Consider the following 21,353-nt stretch of genomic DNA (forward strand, 5'->3'; position numbering starts at 1 on the left):
CATGCCTTCTTCATACAGCTTCCTCGAGAATGATATCGGCGATGCGCTCGGCGGCATCGACCTTGGCCAGGGCACGCGCGGCTTGCGCCATCTGCATGCGGCGGGCGGGATTTTCGGACAGATCGCGCAGCAGTGCGGCAATGCCGTCGGCCAGCGTTCCGTCCTGCTTCAGCAAAACCGCCGCGCCGCGCTCGACCAGGTACTCCGCATTGCGGGTCTGGTGATCGTCGACGGCAGCGGGGAATGGCACCAGCACACTGCCGACACCGACCGCGCACAGCTCGGCCAGCGTGGACGCGCCGGAGCGGCATACGACCAGATCGGCCCAGGCAAACGCCTCGGCCATGTCGGCGATGAACGGGGTGATCTCCGCCTGCACGCCAGCCTTGGCATACGCCTCGACCGCTTCGGCATGCATCTTCTCGCCGCTCTGGTGGCGCACCTGCACCGGCACTGTGGCGCCCAGCGCAGCGATGGCCTGCGGCACGCCGGTATTGAGCGCGCGTGCCCCCTGGCTGCCGCCCACCACCAGCACGCGCAGCGGACCCTGGCGGTCGGCGAAGCGCTGTTCCGGCGGTGCGATGGCGGCGATCTCCGCACGCACCGGGTTGCCGACAAACTCCTCGCCCTTGGCGAAGGTGCCCGGGAAGCCGGTCAGCAGACGGCGTGCATAGCGCGACAGGATGCGATTGGTCAGGCCCGGTGCGCGGTTCTGCTCATGCACGATCAGCGGCAGGCCATGCAGGCGCGTGGCCATGCCGCCGGGACCGGAGGCGAATCCACCGAAGGCCACCACCGCACGCGGCTGGCGCTTGCGGATGATCATGCCGGCCGCGCGCAGCGCGCGCATCAGCCGCCACGGCGCGCCCAGCAGGGCCAGCTTGCCCTTGCCGCGCAGGCCGGTGATGGCCAGCGTGTCGATCGGAATGTCGTGCTGCGGCACCAGACGGGTTTCCATCGCACCGTCGGCGCCCATCCAGGTGACCGGCACGCCGCGCGCGCGCAGCACGCGGGCCACGGCCAGGCCGGGGAAGATGTGACCGCCGGTACCACCGGCCAGGATCATCACCGGGCGCACGTTGTCGGTGGCTGTGCTCATGACAGCCTCCCGAAGGTCGGTTCGATGCGCGACTGCAGGCGGCTGGTGCCACGCGCAGCGTTCGCTGCAGCGGCAGCCACCGGCTCGGCGCTCATCGGTACGCTGGCGGCCACCGGCGCGGCCGGCTCGTCGCTCGGCTCGGCAGCGGCGTCTTCGGTGCCGCCGATGCGCACGGCCTGGCGGCGCTCGGCGCGCTTGAGTTCATAGGACACGCGCAGCAGCAGGCCCATCGCCACGCAGGTCATCAGCACCGACGAGCCGCCGGAAGAGATCAGCGGCAAGGTCAGGCCCTTGGTCGGCAGGATGCCCAGGTTCACGCCGATCGAAACGAAGGTCTGCATGCTGATCCACAGGCCGATGCCGAAGGCGATGTAGCCGGAGAAGTGCCGCTTCATCTCCACGCAGCGCATGCCCAGCCAGAAGGTCCGGCCGACCAGCAGCGCGTACAGGGCCACGATCACGCAGGTGCCCAGGAAGCCGAATTCCTCGGCGGTGACCGAGAAAATGAAGTCGGTATGCGCTTCGGGCAGGTAGTACAGCTTCTGCACCGAGTTGCCCAGGCCGACGCCGGTCCACTCGCCACGGCCCACCGCCATCAGCGCGTTGGACAGCTGGTAGCCGTCGCCCTGCTGGTCGGCCCATGGGTCCAGGAAGGAGGTGATGCGGCGCATGCGGTACGGCTCGATGATCGCCAGTGCGCTCATGCCGACCAGGCCGATGATCACCGGCATCGACATGCGCGGCATGTTCACCCCGCCCAGCACCAGCATGCCGGCGGTGATCGCCAGCAGCAGGGTGGACGAGCCGAAGTCCGGCTGCAGCAGCAGCAGCACCACCAGCGCCCCGGCCACGCCCAGCGGCTTGAGCATCGCCGGCCAGGTCGCATTGACCTCGTCGCGGAAACGCACCAGGTAGCTGGACAGCCAGACGATGTAGAGCACTTTCACCGCTTCGACCGTCTGGAACTTGGAGATGCCCAGGTTGATCCAGCGGCGCGCACCGTTGACCGTGCTGCCCAGGCCCGGTGCGAACACCGCCAGCAGCAGCACGAAGCAGCCCAGCAGCAGCATCTGGTTGTACTGCTCGATGGACTTCAGTTCAGTGCGGGCGGCGATGACCGCCAGCACGATACCCACCGCCAGGAAGATCAGGTGGCGGTTGAGGTAGTAGAACGGACTGCTCATCAAGGCGATCGAGCTGGACGCCACCATCACCACGCCCACGCCGGTGAGCGCGATGATCGCGCCCAGCAGCCACTTGTCGTAGCTGCCTTCGATGGCTTCAAGGCGTGTTGCCTGGCGGGACAGGTCGTTCATCTCAGCGCACCTTCAACGTGGCCAGGCCGATCAGCACGAGCACGACGGAGATGATCCAGAAGCGCACGATCACACGCGGCTCGGGCCAGCCCTTCAGTTCGAAATGGTGGTGGATCGGCGCCATGCGGAACACGCGCTTGCCGGTCAGCTTGAACGAGGCCACCTGGATCATCACCGACAGTGTTTCGATGACGAACACGCCGCCCATGATCACCAGCACCAGTTCCTGGCGGGTGATCACCGCGATCGTGCCCAGCACCGCGCCCAGCGCCAGCGCGCCGATGTCGCCCATGAAGACCATGGCCGGATAGGTGTTGAACCACAGGAAGCCGAGGCCCGCACCGGCGATGGCCGCGCAGATGATGACCAGCTCGCCGGCGCCTGGAATCTGCGGAATCTGCAGGTAGTTGGCGAATACCACGTTGCCCGAGGCATACGCGAACACGCCCAGCGCGCAGGCCACCAGCACGGTTGGCATGATGGCCAGGCCGTCCAGGCCGTCGGTCAGGTTCACCGCGTTGGAGAAACCGACGATCCAGAAGTAGGCGATGGCCACGAAGCCGATGCCGGCCAGCGGCAACGCCACCGACTTGAACATCGGGATGTAGAAGGTCAGCGCCGCCGGCACGTCGGCCGTGTAGAACAGGAACAGGCCAGCAGCCAGGCCGAAGATCGACTGCAGCAGGTATTTCCAGCGCGACTTCAGGCCGTTCGGGTCGCGGCGGACGATCTTGATCCAGTCGTCATACCAGCCGATGGCGCCGAAGCACAGCATCACCGCCAGCACCAGCCACACGTAGCGGTTGCGCAGGTCGGCCCACATCAGCACCGACAGGGTGATGGTGAGCAGGATCAGCGAACCGCCCATGGTCGGCGTACCGGCCTTGGAGAAATGGGTCTGCGGACCGTCCTTGCGGATCGGCTGGCCGCCCTTGAACTGGGCAAGCTTGCGGATCATCGCCGGGCCAAGCCACAGCGACAGGAACAGGGCCGTCAGCGCGGCAAGGATGGCGCGGAACGTCTGGTAGTTGAACAGCCCGAACAGGCTCTCCAACTGCTGCAACCATCGAGCCAGTTCATACAACATGCGGGGATTCCTCTCCTTGCGCCAGCAGCGCTTTGACGATCAGGTCCATGGCACTGCCACGGGAACCCTTGACCAGGCAGCGCACACCAGCGTGCAACTCGTCCTGCAGCGCCTGTGACAGCGCACCATGGGTAGCGAAATGGCGTCCGCCTTCACCGAAGGCGGCCGCAGCGGCGGCACTGAGCGGACCCAGTGCATACAGCCGCTTCAGGCCGGCGGCGCGTGCACGGATGCCGGCCTGCGCATGCAGCGCCTCGCCGTCCGGACCCAGCTCGCGCATGTCGCCCAGCACCAGCCAGCCCTCTTCCGGCGCGGCGGCCAGGGCGTCGATGGCCGCAGCCAGCGAACCGGGGTTGGCGTTGTAGCTGTCGTCCACCAGCACCGCGCCATTGCGCAGCTGATGGGCAATCTGGCGGCCCGGCACCGGCTGCGCTTCGGCCAGGCCGGTCGCGATCAGCGCCAGGTCGACACCGGCGGCCAGCGCCAGGCTGGCGGCGGCCAGCGCATTGCTGACGTTGTGGCGACCGGGCAGGCCGAGCACCACGCGGGCTTCGCCGCTCGGTGCGACCAGGGTGAACTGGCTGCCCTGCGCGCCGGCGCGGATGTCGCGCGCGGTCACCTCGGCGGTATGTTCCAGGCCGTAGCGCAGCACGCGGCAACGCGGCGGGGTGCCGACGAAGTGCTGTTCGAACCAGCGGCCGTAGGCATCGTCCACATTGATAACCGCCGCACCATCGGCCGGCAGCGCGGCATAGATCGCGCCCTTGGTCACCGCCACACCGAGCAGGCTGCCCATGCGTTCCAGGTGCGCCGGGGCAATGTTGTTGACCAGCGCATAGCGCGGGCGGGCGATGTCGGTCAGGTAGGCGATATCGCCCGGCTTGCCGGCGCCCATCTCGTAGACGGCGTAGTCGGCATCTTCCGGCGCATCGATCACCGCCAGCGGCAGGCCGATCTCGTTGTTGCGGTTGCCCGGGTTGGCGTAGACCACCTTGTGGGCGTGCTGTGCCACCTGCTGCAGGATCGACAGCAGCAGGCTCTTCACGCTGGTCTTGCCGTTGCTGCCGGTGATCGCGAACACCTCGGTGCCGCGGTCGCGCTGCATGCCGGTGGCGATCTTCGCCAGTGCCAGTTCGCTGTCGGCCACCAGCACCTGTGGCAGTTCGATCGGCAGCAGGCGCTCGACCAGCAGTGCGCTGGCACCGCGCGCCTGCGCGTCGGCGGCAAAGTCATGGCCGTCGAAACGCTCGCCGCGCAGCGCCACATACAAGCTGCCCGGGCCGAGGCTGCGGGTGTCATTGCTGACCGCATCGATGGCCACGTCGTCGCCGTGGATCTCGCCGCCGGCCCAGTGTGCGATCAGCGAAAGCAGGGTGCGCTTCATGCGGTGCCCTCCCCGGCCCGCGCCTCTAGTACACCGGCCTTGGCCGCCAGTGCAGCGGCGGCCACTTCGGTGTCGTCGAAGTCATGGCGCACGCCATTCACTTCCTGGTACGGCTCGTGGCCCTTGCCGGCGATCAGGATGATGTCACCGGCACCGGCACGCTTCACCGCCAGGCCGATCGCACGCGCGCGGCTGCGCTGCACGGTCACGGCGGAGGCATCGGTGAAGCCGGCCAGGATGTCGGCCACGATCACGTCGCCATCCTCGCCACGCGGGTTGTCGTCGGTGACGATGACCTGGTTGGCCAGACGCTCGGCAATGGCCGCCATCTGCGGGCGTTTGCCGGTATCACGCTCGCCGCCGCAGCCGAACACGCAGAACAGCGTGCCCTGCAGGTGGCCATGCAGGCTGTCCAGCGCCTGTTCCAGCGCGTCCGGGGTGTGTGCGTAGTCGACCACCACGGTCGGCACGCCGCCTTCGCCGCCCAGGCGGTTCATGCGGCCACGGATCGGCTGCAGCGCCGACAGTACTTCGGCGATGCGCGGCAGCGGCTGGCCCTGCGCGTGCAGGGTGCCGGCCACCGCCAGCAGGTTGTCCACGTTGAAGCGGCCCAGCAGCGGCGACAGCACCGCCGCGCGCTGGCCGTCGATGACCAGTTCGAAGGCAATGCCACGGCCATCCAGCTGCAGCGCCTCGGCGCGCACGCTGGCGTCAGTGGCACCGCGCGAGCTCAGGCCGATCGGCTGCACGCCCGCCGGCAGGCCGGCGAACAGCTGGCGGCCGAACGCGTCGTCCAGATTGATCACCGCGGCCTTCAGGCCCGGACGGTGGAACAGCCGCGCCTTGGCCGCGCCGTAGCTGGCCATGTCGCCGTGGTAGTCCAGATGGTCGCGGGTGAGGTTGGTGAACACCGCCACGTCGTAGTGCACGGCATCCACGCGACCCTGGTCCAGCGCATGCGAGCTGACTTCCATCGCCACCGCGCGCGCACCGGCGTCGCGCAGCTGCGCCAGCAGCGCATGCATCTGCAGCACCAGCGGCGTGGTGAAGCCGGTCGGCTCGACCGCACCATAAAGTCCGGCGCCCAGCGTGCCGATACTGCCACTGGGCGTACCGAGCAGGTGCCAGGCCTGGGCCAGCAGCTGCACGGTGGAGGTCTTGCCGTTGGTGCCGGTGACACCGACCATCGCCATCGCCCGCGACGGCGCGCCATGGAACTGGTCGGCCATCGCACCCATGCGTGCGCGCAGGCCCGGCACGGCGATCGCATCGGCCGGTGCCGGCAGTTCGGCGGGCGCCGGCGGTTCAAACAGGATGACGCTGGCACCGGCGGCGCGGGCCTGCTCGACAAAGCCCAGGCCATGCGCGCCGAAACCGGCGATGGCGACGAAGGCATTACCGGGACGCACGGCGCGGCTGTCCAGCACCAGGCCGGTCAGAACGGGGTCGTGCCCTGCAAGGGCAACGTCCGGAAGCAACTGCGAAAGCAACATCGAAGGACTCATTGCGTGCCTCCCGTAGTGGGCGGCGTCTGGGCGTGCGCGCTCGGCAGCGCAGCATCGAATTCAGCGGCGGCATCCACCGGCAGCGCGGTCTCGGCCGGCGGCGCAGGCAGGATCGAGGCCGAGTGGCCGACCTTGCCGGACTGCTGTGCAGCCAGCCACGACTGCAGGTCGTCCAGTGGCACGTCCATCAGGCGCAGGGTGCCTTCCATCACGTTGTGATAGACCGGCGCCGAAACCAGGCCGCCGTAGAACTTGCCGGCCTGCGGATCGTTGATGACGATGACGGTGGCGAAGCGCGGGTTGGTGGCGGGCACCACGCCGGCGAACAGCGCGTTGTAATGACCCCGCTCGTAACCACCCGGACCGGCCTTGCGCGCGGTACCGGTCTTGCCGGCCACGCGGTAGCCCAGCACCGCCGCCTGCTTGGCGCCGCCCTGGGTGACCACGGTTTCCATCATCGCCACCACCTGCCTGGCGACGTTTTCGTCGATGATCTGCTGGCCTTCATTGCGCTGGCCCTTGACGAAGGTCGGCGCGATCAGACGACCGCCGTTGGCCAGTGCCGAATAGGCGGTAGCGATCTGCAGCGGCGTCACGTTCAGGCCGTAGCCGTAGGACATCGTGGTCTTGGTGGTACCCGACCAGCGCGCCGGGCGCAGCACCACGCCGCCGGATTCACCGGGGAAACCGCTGTGCGGTACCGAGCCATAACCAAAGCGGCGCACGCCGTCATAGAACACCTGGTCCGGCATCTTGGCCGCGACCTTGGCCGCACCCACGTTCGAACTGCGGGTGATCACGCCAGTCACGTTCAGCACGCCGTTGTTGCGCGGCACGTCACGGATGGTGAAGCGGCCCAGGGTCATGTAACCCGGATTGGTATCGATGATGGTGTCCTTGGTCACCGCACCGGCCTGCAGCGCGGTAGCGATGGTCAACGGCTTCATCGTCGAACCCGGCTCGACCAGGTCGGTCACCGCACGGTTGCGGCGCGCATCGGGTAGCGCGCCGGTCAGCGAATTCGGGTTGTAGGTCGGCAGGTTGACCATGGCCAGGATCTCGCCGGTGGTCACGTCCATGATCACCATTGAACCGCCCGCTGCCTTGTTGGCCACCAGCGCGTTGCGCAGTTCCTTGAAGGCCAGGTACTGGATGCGGCGGTCGATGCTGAGGGTCAGGTCCTTGCCCGGTTCAGCGGCACGCAGCAGATCGCTCTCGACGGTCTCGCCCTTGCGGTTGCGGATCACCCGCTTCGCACCGGCCTTGCCGCGCAACCATTCGTCGAACGCCAGCTCCAGGCCTTCCTGGCCGCGGTCGTCGATGTTGGTGAAGCCCAGCACGTGCGCCATCGCTTCACCCTGCGGGTAGAAGCGGCGGAACTCGCGCTGCGCGGCCACGCCCGGAATCTTCAGCGCGACCACCTTCTCTGCCTCGTCCGGATTGATCCGGCGGCGCAGGTACATGAATTCCTTGTCCGACTTCTGCGACAGGCGGCTGCTCAGCTCATCCACCGACATGCCGACCGCCTGGGCCAGCTCCGGGATGCGCTCGGGCGAACGCAGCAGGTCCTGCGGATTGACCCAGATCGAGGCGACCGGCGTGGATACCGCCAGCGGCTCGCCGTTGCGGTCGGTGATCATGCCGCGCGAGGTCTTGATCGGCAGCTCGCGCAGGTAACGGGCCTCGCCCTGGCGCTGGTAGAAGTCGCTGTTGATGATCTGCACGTAGGCCGCGCGGCCGACCAGCGACACCGAGCACAGGCCGAGCGCGAGCGCGACCCAGCGCAGGCGCTGGCGCAGGTTGAAGGCATTGCGCGGGCGGTTGCGGCCGGCCTTGCTCATGGCCGCACCACCACGATGTCGGCGGCCTCGGGGAACTTCATGCCGAGCTTCTCGCGGGCGATGCGATCGACACGGTTGGCCTCGGCCAGGGTCGCCTGCTCCAGCTGCAGTCGGCCGAATTCCAGGTTGATGTCATCGCGCTTGCGCTCGGCGCGCGACAGTTCGATGAACGTCTGCCGATGACGGTGACGCACGAACACGACGCCGATCGCCGAGGCCACGGTGGACGCCAGCAGGATGATCAGCAGCAGCCGGCTCATGCGTCGGCCTCCCGCTTCTGCGCCACGCGCAGCACGGCGCTGCGCGCACGCGGGTTGGCGGCCAGTTCCTCGTCGGTCGCCTTGATGGCACCGCCGATCAGGTCCAGCGTCGGCACGAACGCCACCGCCTCAGGCAGGCGGCGGTTGGCCGGCGGCGCCTTGGCCAGGCGGTTCATATACTGCTTGACGATGCGGTCTTCCAGCGAATGGAAGCTGATCACCGCCAGCCGGCCACCGGGCTTGAGCCGTTCCACCGCCGCATCGAGTCCGGCTTCCAGATCGGCCAGCTCGCGGTTGATGTGGATGCGGATGGCCTGGAAGCTGCGCGTGGCCGGGTGGATCTTGTCTTTCCCACGCGGCATCACCGAGGCGATCAGCTCGGCCAGTTCGGCGGTGCGGGAGAAGGGCTGCTTCTCACGGCGGGCCACGATGGCACGGGCGATGCGGCGGCTCTGGCGTTCTTCGCCATAGGTCCACAGCACGTCGGCAATTTCGCGCTCTTCCACGCGGTTGATCCACTGCGCGGCGCTTTCACCGCTGTCCGGGTCCATGCGCATGTCCAGCGGGCCGTCCTTGCCGAAGCTGAAGCCACGTTCGGCCACGTCCAGCTGCGGCGACGACACGCCCAGGTCGAACAGCACGCCGTCCAGGCCTTCGGCCGTCGCATCCCACTGCAGCAGCTGGGCGAAGCTGCCACGGAAGATGGACACGCGCGGGTCCGGCGCGAAATCGCGCTCGGCAACGGCGATGGCTTCCGGATCCTTGTCCATGACCAGCAGGCGCCCCTCGGGACCGAGCTGGGTGAGCACGCCACGTGCATGACCGCCACGACCGAACGTGCCATCCAGATAACGTCCGTTTTCGATCACCCTCAGGCCTTCAAGGACCTGGGTGTACAGGACCGGCAGGTGCACCGCCGGCGACTGCGACACCGGAAGGTGACCGGTCTGCGCTTCTGGGCGCATCCGGGCACCCCGGCTCACAACTTCAGGTCGAGCAACCCATCACCCAGATCCTCGTCAGACAACGTCTGCTGGATCAGGGCCCGATGCGCCTGCTCGCTCCACAATTCGAACTTGTCGCCCATACCGAGCAATACCGCCTTCTTCTCAATGCCCACCGCACCGCGGTGGCTGGCGGGGATGCTGATGCGACCGTTGCCGTCCAGTTCCAGATGGGCGGCCGAGCCGACCAGCTTCTGCTGCAACAGGCGCACGACGCGCTGGGTGTTGGGCTTGGACATGACGTCGTCGCGGACCCGCTCCCATTCCGACTCTGCATACAGCCACAGGCAGCCGGCTTCGAACGGGTTGTAGGTCAGCACGAGACGGTTGTTGCTGGCGCGCGCGACGAGGTCGCGGTAAGCGGTGGGAACCGCCATGCGCCCTTTATCGTCAACTGTGATGGCCGTCTCGCCCTGGAACACGACGCGTGCACCTATCCTTCGCCCGGTGAAACATTGAACCACGAAAACCCACAAAACACCCGGATTTCCCTCTGATGCCCACCTTAGCAGCGGGCGAAGGGTTGTCAACAACTTTTCAGCGGGGAAATCGCCAGCCGCATCAATGGCTTGCAACAACCTTTAGAGAATTGTTCAAGGCTTATCCACAAGTTGCTGATCCGTCTCAATTTTTGAGATTGAACGGAAGTTCAGGGCTATGGACAAGGCGTGAAACATCGCCCGCGCATTCATCCGAAACCGGCCGGAAACGCCGCCGGACTGCGCAAACGATGCACAATGAGGCCATGTGCCTGCTCGCTCTTGGCTGGATGCACCACCCGCGCTGGCGGCTGGTGATGACCGGCAACCGTGATGAGTTCCACGCCCGCCCGACCGCGGCGCTGGCCCCCTGGCAGGATGAGACCTCCGTCATCGGAGGGCGTGACCTGCGCTCCGGCGGTGGCTGGGCCGGCGTCGGCGCCGGCGGCCGCATGGCCGTGGTCACCAATGTCCGTGATCCGCTGGCCGCACAGACCGGCCCGTCCCGGGGGGCACTGGTGGCCGACTTCCTGCGCGGCCGCGACCCCGCCGCCGTGCATATCGACCGGCTGGCCACCGTGGCGGGCGCGTATGCGCCCTTCAACCTGCTGCTGGCCGATGGCGACAGCCTCGAGTACCTGGGCAACCACCCCGCCGAGCGCCAGAGCCTGGGCCCGGGCGTGCATGGCATGTCCAACGGCGCGCTAGACGCGCCCTGGCCGAAGACCCGACGGCTGATGGACGCGCTGTCTGCGTGGCTGCAGGCCGGCGATGAGGACCTGGCCCCGCTCTGGGCCGCGCTGGCCGACGAACATCGCCCCGCCGACAGCGACCTGCCCGACACCGGCATCGGCCTGGAACGCGAGCGCTGGCTGAGCCCGGCCTTCATCCGCGGCGACGATTACGGCACCCGCGCCAGCACCGTGCTGCTGATCGACGCCGGTGGCCACGGCGAGATCCACGAGCGCCGCTTCGGCCCGCAGGGTGCAGCCAACGGGCAGAGTCACGTCATTTTCTGACCGGCTCGTGCCGGCCGCCGGCCGGCATCTCTTTCCAGCAGGGTAGTGCCGGCCGCTGGCCGGCAACCTCCGGATCTTCGGGCAGGCCACGCAGCTGCCGGCCAGCGGCCGGCACTACCCGCTCCAGGACTGCCAACGGCGTCATTCAGCTTCCCGGCGCAGCGGCTTCTCGCCCGCGCCACAGGGCCTGCGCCGCTGCGGTCGTCCCACTGTGCCCTTTTTGCGTCTCGCACTGTGTCTATAAATGCCGCCCGCAACCTCCCAAGGTGGTCATGCCCGGCGCCATGCCGCGCGATCCACATCCACATGGAGGCCCCATGCGCCGTACCCTCATCCTGCTCGCCACCCACCTGCTCACCCTCGGCCTCGGCTTCGGCCTGGGCGTGTACTTCCTCCCGATCCTGATCGCTCCTGATGATCCGCCGGTGGCACAGGTGCAGGCTGCCATGAGCGACGCCACTCATCACACCACGTTCCGCCGTGACCTCAAGGGCAGCGACGCGGTGCACTGGGCCGAAGGCAAGGTCAGCGTCAGCGCGCGCCAGGTGGCCTTCGAAGGCAAGATGGGGCCGGGGCCGGACTACAAGGTCTACCTGGTCCGCGACTTTGTCGACAACAAGGCCGATTTCCTGAAGATCAAGGCGCAGGCCCAGCGCATCGGCGAGGTGAAGACCTTCAACCGCTTCCTGGTGGAGGTGCCTGCGAACGTGGACGTGGACGACTACACCACCGTGGTGGTGTGGTGTGAACGGTTCGAGCAGTTCATCTCCGCCGGGCAATACCGTACGCCGGGTTGAGGACCGCGCGACGTCGAGGTAGTGCCGGCCGCTGGCCGGTATTCTGTCCGCCGCTGCTGGCAGCGTGAAGCTGCCGGCCAGCGGCCGGCACTACCGATGCGCGGTTCACGCATATGGAAACACGCATGTAGAAGACAGAAGAAAGAGGCGGAGCCGGCCGATAAGCCGGGTTCTGTCGTGGACAGTCATTCCTCTAGGCGTTACGTCACCGCAACGCTCAAGCAACCTACCCGGATCCAACGCGGGCCGCGCCAAAGGATCCCTATTTGGTCTTGCTCCAGGTGGGGTTTGCCGTGCCGGTCTGTTGCCAGACTCGCGGTGCGCTCTTACCGCACCATTTCACCCTTACCGGCCTTCCGAAGAAGACGTAGGCGGTGTCTTTCTGTTGCACTTTCCGTCGGCTTGCGCCGCCCAGGCGTTACCTGGCACCTTGCCCTATGGAGCCCGGACTTTCCTCGGCACCCCCGAAGGGATGACGCGACTGTCTGGCCGGCTCCGCCAGCGCACATTCTAGCCTACGCACGCCCTTCCTGCCGTGCTGATCGCGGCATCCGGTTCATCCATCCACGCATGACGTGGATCTACCGATTCGCCGGACAGGGCCCGGCGAAACTCATACCGCTCCGGTGGATGCGGATTCCGCTCTGGTGGGTGCGGACCTTGGTCCGCACCATTCACGCTTCGTAGCCGACAATGTTCCTTTTTGTCGGTTGATATTAAAAACACCCGACGTTATGGAACAATGCCGTCATGGGAAACGCCGAGGCCAACGCACGAAAGCTGTTGCGACGCGCAGGCACCCTGCGCGCCCGCGAGCTGGTGACCGCCGGGATCGCCCGCGCCCAGCTGACCCGACTGGTCGAGGCCGGTGCGCTGATCCGGCTGTCTCGTGGCGTCTACGCGTTGGCGGAAAGAAACAGTGACGACACCGATGATGGACTGCGGATCATTGCCGAACGCCTGCCGCACCCCCGTCTGTGCCTGTTGAGTGCCCTGCGCCTGCATGGCCTGACCACCCAGGCGCCATTCGAACGCTGGGTCTCCATCGGCAACAGCGACCGCGTTCCGCGGATCGATTGGCCGCCCCTCCGAGTGGTCCGCATGTCGGCAAAGACCCTCAACGCGGGGCTGGAAGAGCGTCGCGTAGGCAAACGTCTCATATACGTCAGCAATGTAGCCAAAACCGTCGTCGATTGCTTCAAGTTCCGCAATCTCGTAGGACTTGATGTCGCAATTGAAGCCCTGCGTGACGCGCTTCACAGCCGTGCGACCACGCCGGATGCGCTGATGGAGTATGCGCGGATCTGCCGCGTTGCCAGACTGATGAGACCGTACCTCGATGCCCTGGCGTGACCCACTCTCCACCACTCCCCCAGCGCGTTGCTTCCATCCGGCAACGGCTGCTCGATCTCGCTCGCAGCCGAGGCGAGGACTTTCAGTTCGTGCTGGACCGGTTCGCCGTTGAGCGCCTGCTCTACCGACTCTCCGCTTCCCGATACCGCGACCAGTTCCTGCTGAAGGGCGCCATGTTGTTTGCAGTGTGGTTCGACGCCCCCCACCGTCCCACGCGGGATGCCGATTTTCTGCGATTCGGCTCTGCAGATCCCGACCATCTGCTGCACATCGCACGGTCGCTCTGTGCAATACCGGACGACGACGGCCTATGCTTCGACCCGGGCAGCATCGCCATCGAGGCCACCCGCGAAGAAGCGGAGTATGAGGGGTTGCGAATCCGCCTGACCGCACATCTTGGCCGCTCGCGCTGCCACGTACAGTGGGACGTGGGGTTTGGCGATGCGGTGACTCCCCCACCGCCGGAAATCGCCTACCCGGTGATGCTGGATGGCTTTCCTCTCCCCTGCCTGCACGTCTATCCGCGCGAGACCGTGTTTGCCGAAAAGCTGGAGGCCATTGCGGCACTGGGCATCGCAAACAGCAGGATGAAGGACTTCTTCGACTTGCTGGCACTGGTCCGCGAAGACGCCATGGATCGTCCACACCTTGTTGCGGCCATTGGCGCGACGTTTGATCGGCGAAGGACCCCGGCGCCGCCCCCCTTGCCCTACGGACTGACTCAGTCGTTCGCCGCAGATACCCAGAAGCAGACCCAGTGGCGCGCCTTCCTGCGCAGGAATCGCCTGATCGCGCCGGATCTCTCTTCGGTGATTGCCGAGATTGCCGACTATCTGGACACCCTCGACACAACCGTACAGTCCTGACGTCGCAGGGCCTGGCGCCATCGGTTCCGCCCGGGTAGGTGCAGCCCCTGGCGCGGCCCATCCATCCACGCATGGCGTGGATCTACTGATTCCGCTGCTCTGGGTGGGTGCGGATTCCGCTTTGGTGGGTGCGGACCTTGGTCCGCACGATCCATCAACTGCCGTACAACGCCTTGCGCGGTGCACCGGTCAACTCCGCCGCCAGCTTCGCCGCGGTCGACGGCGGCAGATGCTCGCTCAGCTTGGCATAGACGCGGCGGCCATGCGCCAGCTGCGCTTCTTCATCGTCGCCAGCGCCCTGCACCATCACCACGAACTCGCCCTTGCGCTGGTTTTCGTCAGCTTCCACCTTGGCCAGCAGTCCGGCCAGATCCCCATCGAGCACGGTCTCGAACAGCTTGGTCAGCTCACGCGCCAGTACCGCAGGGCGTTCGCCGCCGAAGATCGCCGCCATGTCCGCCAGCGACTCGGCGATGCGATGCGAGGATTCGTAGAACACCATCGTGCGTACTTCACCGGCCAGCGCCTGCAGGCGGTCGCGGCGGCCGCTGGCCTTGGCCGGCAGGAAACCCTCGAAGCTGAAGCGGTCACTGGGCAGGCCCGCCACGCTCAGCGCGGCGATGGCGGCACAGGCGCCGGGAATCGGGCTGACCTTGATGCCCGCCGCACGCGCGGCACGCACCAGGCGGAAGCCGGGATCGCTGACCAGCGGGGTACCGGCATCGCTGACCATCGCCAGCGATTCGCCCGCCTGCAGGCGCGAGACCAAGCGCTGCGACAGCGCTTCCTCATTGTGCTCGTGCAGGGCCACCAGCGGTTGCTGGATGCCGAAATGGGACAGCAGCTGGCCGCTGCGGCGGGTGTCTTCGGCACAGATGGCCGCCACCGAGCGCAGCACCTCCTGCGCGCGCGGGCTCAGATCGGCCAGGTTGCCGATCGGGGTGGCGACGACGTACAGGGTTGGCACACTCATTTCAGCGGTACTCACGGGGCAAGGGTAGAATCGTAGCGTGTACCCGGCCAAGGCCGCTGCCCTCATCGCATGGACCCGATCATGAACAAGCCCGCCGCACGGATCTCCGCCCTGTCGTTGTCGCTGATGCTGCTGGCCGGCTGTGCCACCACCAGCCTGACCAGCGCGCCCGAATCGCCGGCCCAGAGCCAGGCGCTGGCGCTGATCGAACAGGGCAAACCGCGCGACGCCGCCCTGCAATTGGAAGCGCTGGCCGCAACCCTGAAAGGTGGCGCCCGCAGCAACGCCCTAGCCGATGCCGCCTGGGCCTGGCACCTGGCCGGCGACAGCGCTCGCGCGCGCAGCCTGCTGGGCCAGCTCACCGCCCGCCAGCTGACCGGCGCCAGCCTGCAGCGCTACCAGCTGACCGGCGCCGAGCTGGCACTGGCCGACAAGCAGCCGGCGCAGGCGCTGGCACTGCTGAAGGACAGCGGCGACAACGTACTGCCGGCCCTGCGCACGCGCTGGTACGTGGCACGCGCGAATGCCCTGCAAGGCACCGGCGACAGCTTCGGCGCCGCCGCCGAGCGCGCCCGCGCGCACGCCAGCCTGACCGGCAGCGCCCGCAGCGAAAACCAGGCCGCCATTGCCGGCCTGCTCGGCACGCTCGACGACGCTACCCTGCGCAGCCGTGCCGCCGCCCTGCCGGCCAACGACCCGCTGTACAACTTCGCTGGCCGTGCGCTGATCGCACGCGGCCTGCCGCTGCCGCGCCCGTTCGACCGCGACGGCGCCGCCCAGTTCGATACCAGCAAGCGCCCGCCGGCGATGAGCGACGGTTACCGCCCGCCGGCCAAGCTGGCCGTGCTGCTGCCGCTCAGCGGCCGCCTGGCCACCGCCGCGCAGCCGGTGCGCGATGGCCTGCTCGCCGCCTACTACGGCGAGACCCGCCGCCGCCCGGACATCAACTTCATCGACACCGCCGGTACCCCGGCCGGTGCGCTGGCCGCATATGACAAGGCCGTCGCCTCCGGTGCCGACTTCGTGGTCGGTCCGCTGGGCCGCGACGAAGTGGACGCGGTGTACGGCCGCCAGCAGCTGCAGGTGCCGGTGCTGGCACTGAACCGTGGCAAGGACGCGCCGCCGGCCGGCAGCGCCGGTTTCTCGCTGGCGCCGGAAGACGACGGCATCGTCGCCGCCGAATACCTGCGTGGCCGCGAGCGCGGCAAGGCGCTGGTGATCAACAGCGCCGACGATACCGGTCGCCGTGCCGCCGCCGCCTTCGCCCAGCGCTTCGCCCAGCGCGGCGGCCAGGTGGTGGCCACGGTCGGCGTCAGCGATGCGGTTGGCGATGTCGGTGCGCAGGTGCGCAATGCCGGCCAGGTCGATGCCGTGTTCCTCGCCGTGCGCGCCCCGCAGGCTCGCCTGCTGGCGCCGCAGCTGGCGCTGGCCGGTGCCGGTGGCGCCACCCGCGTCGGCACCTCGCAGCTGACCGTCGGCAGCGGCAAGATGGAAGAAGACGTGGCGCTGGACGGCATCGTCTACCCGAACGAAGCCTGGAACGTGCGCAGCGTGTCGGGCCTGCCGTCGGCCAGCCAGGTCGCCAGCACCCTGCCCAGCGCACGCGGTGCGGCCGGCCGCCTGTTCGCCTTCGGCGCCGATGCCTGGAAGATCACCGCCTACCTGGACAAGCTGTCCAACGAAGGTGGCCTGGACGGTGCCACCGGCACCCTGTTCCTGGACAGCAACGGCAACATCCTGCGCCAGCCGGCCTGGTCCACCTTCAATGGCGGCCGGCCGATGCCGATCGTCGGTGGTCGCTGAGCGCAGCCAACGGGGCTCGGCGGTGGAAGCCGCCGCCGAGCAGCATCTGCAACGGGCCGGACTGCAGCCGCGTGCGCGCAACGTGCGTTATCGTGGCGGTGAGCTGGACCTGGTGATGGACGACGCCGGCACCGTGGTGTTCGTGGAGGTGCGCTACCGCGCGCGATCTGATTTCGGTGGCGGCGCGGCCTCGGTGGATGTGCGCAAGTGTCGGCGCCTGGCACATGCCGCATTGTTGTACCTGCAGGACCATCCCGCGCTGGCCGATGCGCCGTGCCGCTTTGATGTGGTGGAAGCTACGGGCGAGCCGCCGCAGTTGCAGTGGCTGCGCGATGCGTTCCGGTTGGATGATTGCTGATGGCTACCGTTTGCTTTGGTAGAGGCCGACCTTGGTCGGCGCTTCTGTGCCAACCAAGGTTGGCAGCTACCAGAGCGCAGCCTGGCCGGCACGACCATGGTGCGTGACTGATGCCTTCGATCATCACCCATGCCGCTGTGCCTCTGGCGCTGTGGTGCGCCGCGGATCGTGGCCGCATTCCGGCATGGCTGCTGGCCGCCGGTGTGGTCGCCGCGATGCTGCCCGATGCCGATGTACTGGCCTTTGCCCTGCATATTCCCTATGCCGATGCGTTCGGCCATCGCGGTGCCAGCCATTCGTTGTTGTTTGCCGGGGTGTTGGCCGCATTGGCGGCGTTGTGGTCTGCATTGTGCCAACCCAGGTTGGCACCTACCAAGGCGCGGCCAACGGTGGCATCGACCATGCAAGCCACCGTGTTCGTCTTCATCTGCGCGGCCAGCCATCCCCTGCTCGACGCCATGACCTCCGGCGGCCTTGGCGTTGCCCTGGCCTGGCCGTGGAGCGAACAGCGCTTCTTCGCCCCGTGGCGACCGATCCGCGTTTCACCGTTCGCCCCACAGTTCTTCAGCGCGCGCGGCCTGGCCACCCTGCTGTCGGAACTGCGCTGGGTGTGGCTGCCACTGGCTGGCGCCGTTGTTGCCTGGAAACTGATCCAACCCGCTCCTGCTGCTCCACGAGATCCGTCATGAGTCCTGCCCTGCCTGCTGCCCTGGTTGCCGAACTGTCCGCCCTGCTGGGCGCGGAGGGCTGGCGCATGGATGACAGCGCGCTGGAGGCCAACGCGCAGGACAACTCGTGGCGTCATCAACGCCCCGCCGCCGTCGCGCAGCCTGCCAGCATCGAACAGGTGCAGGCACTGGTGCGCGCATGCCGGGCCCATCACGTAGCGCTGGTCGCACGTGGCGCCGGCACCGGCACCACCGGCGCGGCCGTGCCGCTGCCCGGCAGCATCGTGCTGTCGTTCACCCGCATGGACCGCATCGTCGAGATCCGCGCCGGCGATCGCTGCGCGGTGGTGCAACCGGGCGTGCTCAATGGCGCCCTGCAGCAGGCACTGGCCCCGCATGGCCTGTTCTGGGCGCCGGATCCTTCCAGCGCCGAGATCTGCAGCGTCGGTGGCAACCTGGCCTGCAATGCGGGCGGCCCGCGCGCGGTGAAGTACGGCACCAGCCGCGACAACGTGCTGGGCCTGGTGGCAGTGACCGGCACCGGCGATGTGATCCGCTGCGGCGGCGCCTACACCAAGGACGCCACTGGCTACGATCTGACCCATCTGCTGGTGGGCAGCGAAGGCACGCTGGCATTGATCGTGGAAGCCACGCTGAAACTGACCCCGTTGCCGGTCAGCCAGGCCGGCCTGCGCGTGCTGTACCGCGACGCCGATGCCGCCGCGGCCGCCGTATCGCGGTTGATGTCGCAGCCGGTGGTACCCACCCGCCTGGAATTCATGGACGCGCGCAGCCTGGAGCTGCTGCGCCTCAATGGTGCCGAGGTACCGGAGGCCGGTGCGATGCTGCTGGTCGAGGCCGATGGTGACCACGACACCCTGCCCTATCTGCTGCAGGCCCTGGCCAGCGCCGCTGAAGGCGACGGCATGATCGAACTGGATGTGGCGATGGAAGGACGCGCGCGCGACCAGCTGTGGGCCGCACGCAAGGCGTTGTCGCCTGCGCTGCGCAGCGTTGCGCCGGGCAAGATCAATGAAGACGTGGTGGTCCCGGTGTCGCGCATTCCGGAGCTGGTGGCGGGCGTGCAGGCCTTGGCGCGCGACTACACGCTGACCATCGTCACCTTCGGCCATGCCGGCAACGGCAACCTGCACGTCAACATCCTGTATCACCCGGACGATGCCGACGAAAACGCACGCGCTCATGCCGCGCTACCAAAGATCTTCGCGCTGACGCTGGCACTGGGTGGCACGCTGTCGGGCGAACACGGCATTGGCCTGGCCAAGCGCGATTTCATGGCGCAGGCCTTTACTCCGGAAACGCTGGCGACGATGCGCGCGATCAAGGCCGCGCTGGACCCGGACGGCATTCTCAACCCGGGCAAGGTGCTGCCGCCGGTGTGAACGCCGCCGGGCATGCCCGGCGCTACCGGGGCGCGCTGCCTACGCTGTCGATGAGGGTCTGGCGGAAGCTGGGCAACAGCACGCGATTGCCGTGCCCGCTCAGATGGTCATTGTCGAAGAACAGGGGTTCACCGTCTTCCACCGCCGAACAGGTGTCTGGCCCGCACAGCAACGGCAGCGGATCCCACACGGTCAGTGACGGGTAACGTGCGGCCAGGTCCGCCAGCAGTGCCATCTGCGGCACGCGCAGCATTTCCAGATCCGCACGCGGCATGCTCAGACCGCCGACACAAGCCGGATTGCGGCGATTGAACCAGTCCGAACAGCGGTACGCACCGGTCTTGAACAGCGGCAGCGGTGCGTCGATCACCACGTGTACGCCCAGCGTCTGCAAACGCCCAAGAACATGATCAGCCTCATCGCGCGCGGCCTGCGCATCGGTCGGGGTACGCTCGGCAAGCAATTGACGATAGACCTGCTGCGCATCCTGCTGTTGCCAGTCGAATCCGCGCAGCTCCGGCATGCGCAATGCCGCAAGCAGCACGATCTCACCAGGACGTGCCTCGCGCTCGATGGTCGACAGCGCGTCCTCAACGAAGTCCTGGCAGTCGGCCGGGCTGGCCCGCAGCAGGTTGACGAAGCTGCAACCACCGCGATCCTGCTGGCGCACCTCCATGCCGGTCTGGCGCGCGACCATGCTGGTCATGGTGCGATACGCCGCTGCATGCGAGTCGCCCACCACGAACAGGCGCCGCCCTTCAAGCGCTGGCGCACTCACCGGCTCCAGCGGTCGCCAGGCCGGGTAGCGGCGCGCCTGCCATGCATAACCGTCGCGGGTGACGCTCAGCGAGACCTGCTCGTGGTACTCCACGGCGGCCCAGGCACCCGCACCACAGAGCGCCACCAGCGGCAGCGCCATCGCCAGCACCTTGGCCGGCGCCAGGCGCAGCAGTGGTGCCGCATTCCGCAGTGGACGCTCGATGAAGTGATACGACACGGCGGAGACCGCCAGCAGCAGCACTGGATACAGCCACAGCGCGACGCCATGCAGGCCATACGTCCAGCGCAGCAGCACCAGCAGTGGCCAATGCCACAGGTACAGCGAATAGGACAACCGGCCCAAGTAGGCCAGCGGTGCGCAGCCCAGCGCACGGGCGATGCGCGATGTCCCCGCTGTCGACACGCCCGCCAACAGCAGCAGGGTACCGGCCACGGTGGCCAGCACGCCCGGCACCGGCATCGCCAACTGCGGGGCGATCACCACACCCGCGGCCAGCAGCGCCAAGCCCGCCACGGCAGCCGCGTCGCTGTCCTGGCGTGGCGTACGTTTATGCATCCACTGGTACAGCAGCGCGCCCGCAGCCAGCTCCCAGAACCGTGCTGGCAGCAGGTAGAACGCTGCCGCCGGTGCCGTCTGCGCCTGCCAGCCTGCCCACGCCAGCGACAGCAGGGTGAGCACCGGCAACAACCATCGCGACCACGGCCAGCGCTCACGCCCGCGCAGCCACACGAAGAACAACAGCGGGAAGACCAGGTAGAACTGCTCTTCCACGCCCAGCGTCCACGTATGCAGGAACGGATTGAGTTCAGCACCGGGCGAGAAGTAGTCGTCCTGCTGGCCAGCCAGCACGATGTTGCTGAGGCCGACCAGCGCAGCCCAGCCGGTCTGATCGAACTGCTCATTGCGCCACGCGCGGGGAATGAACAGTGCCGACAGCACGAAGGTGGCCATCAACATCGCCAGCAGCGCCGGCAACAGGCGCAGAACGCGGCGCCGGTAGAAGTCGAGCAGCATCGCGCCCAGCGACGCATGCGTGCGGGAGGCCAGCGACTGGCTGATCACGAAGCCGGACACCACGAAGAACAGGTCCACGCCGGTGAACCCCCCGGGCAGCCACGTGGCGTTGGTGTGGAAGACGACGACGGCCAGCACCGCCAGTGCACGCAGGCCGTCGATGGCAGCGTTGTGCGAACGTTCGGAAGGGGACATGCAAGCAACGAGCGGAAAACGGTCCGACAGCATCACCACCGCTGCCGCAGTCATTCAATGGACGATCGCGACAGAGCAAGTAGGTGTTTAGGTTCGATCCAGCCTGTGAGCGACAGCGGAGCCAAGCCATGCTCGGCTGCTCTTCGTG

Annotated in this window: 19 protein-coding genes and 1 other RNA gene; 8 read left to right on the forward strand and 12 right to left on the reverse strand. The window is 67.6% G+C overall.

Features of this window, described 5'->3' with window-relative positions; translation table 11 throughout:
- Positions 1-10: 10 nt before the first annotated feature.
- From murG to mraZ, 9 genes are read right to left on the reverse strand one after another with little or no spacing between them, the layout of a single operon-like run.
- Entirely contained in the window at positions 11-1,099 is a 1,089-nt protein-coding gene (murG, locus tag AC5P5R_RS04880) for an undecaprenyldiphospho-muramoylpentapeptide beta-N-acetylglucosaminyltransferase (RefSeq protein WP_005412247.1), read from the reverse strand.
- Positions 1,096-2,415 (reverse strand): putative lipid II flippase FtsW, encoded by a 1,320-nt coding sequence (gene ftsW, locus AC5P5R_RS04885; protein ID WP_005408078.1) that lies wholly within the window; start codon positions 2,413-2,415, stop codon positions 1,096-1,098. The genes murG and ftsW overlap by 4 nt, the downstream gene beginning before the upstream one ends.
- A 1-nt stretch (position 2,416) precedes the next feature.
- Positions 2,417-3,502, reverse strand: a complete 1,086-nt coding sequence (gene mraY / locus AC5P5R_RS04890) for a phospho-N-acetylmuramoyl-pentapeptide-transferase (protein WP_004154219.1) — start codon at positions 3,500-3,502, stop codon at positions 2,417-2,419.
- Complete coding sequence (locus tag AC5P5R_RS04895; protein ID WP_100438878.1) at positions 3,492-4,886, reverse strand: UDP-N-acetylmuramoyl-tripeptide--D-alanyl-D-alanine ligase; 1,395 nt, start codon at positions 4,884-4,886, stop codon at positions 3,492-3,494. The genes mraY and AC5P5R_RS04895 overlap by 11 nt, the downstream gene beginning before the upstream one ends.
- A complete protein-coding gene (locus AC5P5R_RS04900) occupies positions 4,883-6,391 on the reverse strand; it encodes a UDP-N-acetylmuramoyl-L-alanyl-D-glutamate--2,6-diaminopimelate ligase (RefSeq protein WP_164281583.1) in 1,509 nt (502 codons plus the stop codon). Before AC5P5R_RS04900 ends, AC5P5R_RS04895 begins: the two co-directional genes overlap by 4 nt.
- The gene (locus tag AC5P5R_RS04905; protein ID WP_005412243.1) at positions 6,388-8,232 is read right to left on the reverse strand and encodes a peptidoglycan D,D-transpeptidase FtsI family protein; all 1,845 of its coding nucleotides are present in this window, start codon (positions 8,230-8,232) and stop codon (positions 6,388-6,390) included. The genes AC5P5R_RS04900 and AC5P5R_RS04905 overlap by 4 nt, the downstream gene beginning before the upstream one ends.
- Positions 8,229-8,492 (reverse strand): cell division protein FtsL, encoded by a 264-nt coding sequence (ftsL, locus tag AC5P5R_RS04910; protein WP_005412242.1) that lies wholly within the window; start codon positions 8,490-8,492, stop codon positions 8,229-8,231. The genes AC5P5R_RS04905 and ftsL overlap by 4 nt, the downstream gene beginning before the upstream one ends.
- Positions 8,489-9,457: a 16S rRNA (cytosine(1402)-N(4))-methyltransferase RsmH gene (rsmH, locus tag AC5P5R_RS04915; RefSeq protein WP_012479154.1), complete on the reverse strand. Its 969-nt coding sequence runs from the start codon at positions 9,455-9,457 to the stop codon at positions 8,489-8,491. The genes ftsL and rsmH overlap by 4 nt, the downstream gene beginning before the upstream one ends.
- A 14-nt stretch (positions 9,458-9,471) precedes the next feature.
- Entirely contained in the window at positions 9,472-9,918 is a 447-nt protein-coding gene (mraZ, locus tag AC5P5R_RS04920; RefSeq protein ID WP_004143635.1) for a division/cell wall cluster transcriptional repressor MraZ, read from the reverse strand.
- Between the two features lie 323 nt (positions 9,919-10,241).
- On the opposite strand from mraZ, the gene AC5P5R_RS04925 reads away from it, so the two are divergent.
- Positions 10,242-10,994 carry an NRDE family protein gene (locus AC5P5R_RS04925; RefSeq protein ID WP_100438888.1) on the forward strand — a complete coding sequence of 251 codons (753 nt, stop codon included), beginning with the start codon at positions 10,242-10,244 and terminating at the stop codon, positions 10,992-10,994.
- 317 nt (positions 10,995-11,311) lie between these two features.
- A complete protein-coding gene (locus tag AC5P5R_RS04930) occupies positions 11,312-11,791 on the forward strand; it encodes a DM13 domain-containing protein (protein WP_100438877.1) in 480 nt (159 codons plus the stop codon).
- A gap of 145 nt (positions 11,792-11,936) precedes the next feature.
- Here the strand turns inward: AC5P5R_RS04930 and rnpB are convergent.
- Positions 11,937-12,288, reverse strand: an RNA gene (rnpB, locus tag AC5P5R_RS04935) — RNase P RNA component class A.
- A 253-nt stretch (positions 12,289-12,541) separates the two neighbouring features.
- On the opposite strand from rnpB, the gene AC5P5R_RS04940 reads away from it, so the two are divergent.
- Together AC5P5R_RS04940 and AC5P5R_RS04945 are read left to right on the forward strand one after the other, a co-directional pair.
- Positions 12,542-13,144, forward strand: a complete 603-nt coding sequence (locus AC5P5R_RS04940) for a type IV toxin-antitoxin system AbiEi family antitoxin domain-containing protein (protein WP_032966430.1) — start codon at positions 12,542-12,544, stop codon at positions 13,142-13,144.
- Positions 13,141-14,010: a nucleotidyl transferase AbiEii/AbiGii toxin family protein gene (locus AC5P5R_RS04945; protein WP_157803285.1), complete on the forward strand. Its 870-nt coding sequence runs from the start codon at positions 13,141-13,143 to the stop codon at positions 14,008-14,010. The genes AC5P5R_RS04940 and AC5P5R_RS04945 overlap by 4 nt, the downstream gene beginning before the upstream one ends.
- A 154-nt stretch (positions 14,011-14,164) precedes the next feature.
- On the opposite strand, the gene rsmI is transcribed toward AC5P5R_RS04945, so the two are convergent.
- The gene (gene rsmI, locus AC5P5R_RS04950) at positions 14,165-14,983 is read right to left on the reverse strand and encodes a 16S rRNA (cytidine(1402)-2'-O)-methyltransferase (protein WP_060381104.1); all 819 of its coding nucleotides are present in this window, start codon (positions 14,981-14,983) and stop codon (positions 14,165-14,167) included.
- Between the two features lie 81 nt (positions 14,984-15,064).
- Here rsmI and AC5P5R_RS04955 point away from each other — a divergent pair, with 81 nt between their 5' ends.
- The 4 genes from AC5P5R_RS04955 to AC5P5R_RS04970 all read left to right on the forward strand — a co-directional run bounded on the left by AC5P5R_RS04955 (position 15,065) and on the right by AC5P5R_RS04970 (position 19,215).
- The gene (locus AC5P5R_RS04955; protein WP_049459446.1) at positions 15,065-16,786 is read left to right on the forward strand and encodes a penicillin-binding protein activator; all 1,722 of its coding nucleotides are present in this window, start codon (positions 15,065-15,067) and stop codon (positions 16,784-16,786) included.
- On the forward strand, positions 16,776-17,144 hold the full coding sequence (locus AC5P5R_RS04960; protein WP_012479149.1) for a YraN family protein: 369 nt from the start codon (positions 16,776-16,778) through the stop codon (positions 17,142-17,144). The genes AC5P5R_RS04955 and AC5P5R_RS04960 overlap by 11 nt, the downstream gene beginning before the upstream one ends.
- 110 nt (positions 17,145-17,254) lie before the next feature.
- The gene (locus AC5P5R_RS04965; protein WP_100438875.1) at positions 17,255-17,833 is read left to right on the forward strand and encodes a metal-dependent hydrolase; all 579 of its coding nucleotides are present in this window, start codon (positions 17,255-17,257) and stop codon (positions 17,831-17,833) included.
- Positions 17,830-19,215, forward strand: a complete 1,386-nt coding sequence (locus AC5P5R_RS04970) for an FAD-binding oxidoreductase (protein ID WP_049397413.1) — start codon at positions 17,830-17,832, stop codon at positions 19,213-19,215. Before AC5P5R_RS04965 ends, AC5P5R_RS04970 begins: the two co-directional genes overlap by 4 nt.
- A gap of 22 nt (positions 19,216-19,237) precedes the next feature.
- On the opposite strand, the gene AC5P5R_RS04975 is transcribed toward AC5P5R_RS04970, so the two are convergent.
- Positions 19,238-21,259 (reverse strand): acyltransferase family protein, encoded by a 2,022-nt coding sequence (locus tag AC5P5R_RS04975; protein WP_164281582.1) that lies wholly within the window; start codon positions 21,257-21,259, stop codon positions 19,238-19,240.
- Positions 21,260-21,353: the final 94 nt, after the last annotated feature.

The organism is Stenotrophomonas sp. YJH_SMC_19 (genome assembly GCF_059367915.1).

Coding starts and splice junctions, on each gene's coding strand:
- murG (WP_005412247.1), bottom strand. CDS start 1,099: ATGAGCACAGCCACCGACAACGTGCGCCCGGTGATGATCCTGGCCGGT.
- ftsW (WP_005408078.1), bottom strand. CDS start 2,415: ATGAACGACCTGTCCCGCCAGGCAACACGCCTTGAAGCCATCGAAGGC.
- mraY (WP_004154219.1), bottom strand. CDS start 3,502: ATGTTGTATGAACTGGCTCGATGGTTGCAGCAGTTGGAGAGCCTGTTC.
- AC5P5R_RS04895 (WP_100438878.1), bottom strand. CDS start 4,886: ATGAAGCGCACCCTGCTTTCGCTGATCGCACACTGGGCCGGCGGCGAG.
- AC5P5R_RS04900 (WP_164281583.1), bottom strand. CDS start 6,391: ATGAGTCCTTCGATGTTGCTTTCGCAGTTGCTTCCGGACGTTGCCCTT.
- AC5P5R_RS04905 (WP_005412243.1), bottom strand. CDS start 8,232: ATGAGCAAGGCCGGCCGCAACCGCCCGCGCAATGCCTTCAACCTGCGC.
- ftsL (WP_005412242.1), bottom strand. CDS start 8,492: ATGAGCCGGCTGCTGCTGATCATCCTGCTGGCGTCCACCGTGGCCTCG.
- rsmH (WP_012479154.1), bottom strand. CDS start 9,457: ATGCGCCCAGAAGCGCAGACCGGTCACCTTCCGGTGTCGCAGTCGCCG.
- AC5P5R_RS04925 (WP_100438888.1), top strand. CDS start 10,242: ATGTGCCTGCTCGCTCTTGGCTGGATGCACCACCCGCGCTGGCGGCTG.
- AC5P5R_RS04930 (WP_100438877.1), top strand. CDS start 11,312: ATGCGCCGTACCCTCATCCTGCTCGCCACCCACCTGCTCACCCTCGGC.
- AC5P5R_RS04940 (WP_032966430.1), top strand. CDS start 12,542: ATGGGAAACGCCGAGGCCAACGCACGAAAGCTGTTGCGACGCGCAGGC.
- rsmI (WP_060381104.1), bottom strand. CDS start 14,983: ATGAGTGTGCCAACCCTGTACGTCGTCGCCACCCCGATCGGCAACCTG.
- AC5P5R_RS04955 (WP_049459446.1), top strand. CDS start 15,065: ATGAACAAGCCCGCCGCACGGATCTCCGCCCTGTCGTTGTCGCTGATG.
- AC5P5R_RS04965 (WP_100438875.1), top strand. CDS start 17,255: ATGCCTTCGATCATCACCCATGCCGCTGTGCCTCTGGCGCTGTGGTGC.
- AC5P5R_RS04970 (WP_049397413.1), top strand. CDS start 17,830: ATGAGTCCTGCCCTGCCTGCTGCCCTGGTTGCCGAACTGTCCGCCCTG.
- AC5P5R_RS04975 (WP_164281582.1), bottom strand. CDS start 21,259: ATGACTGCGGCAGCGGTGGTGATGCTGTCGGACCGTTTTCCGCTCGTT.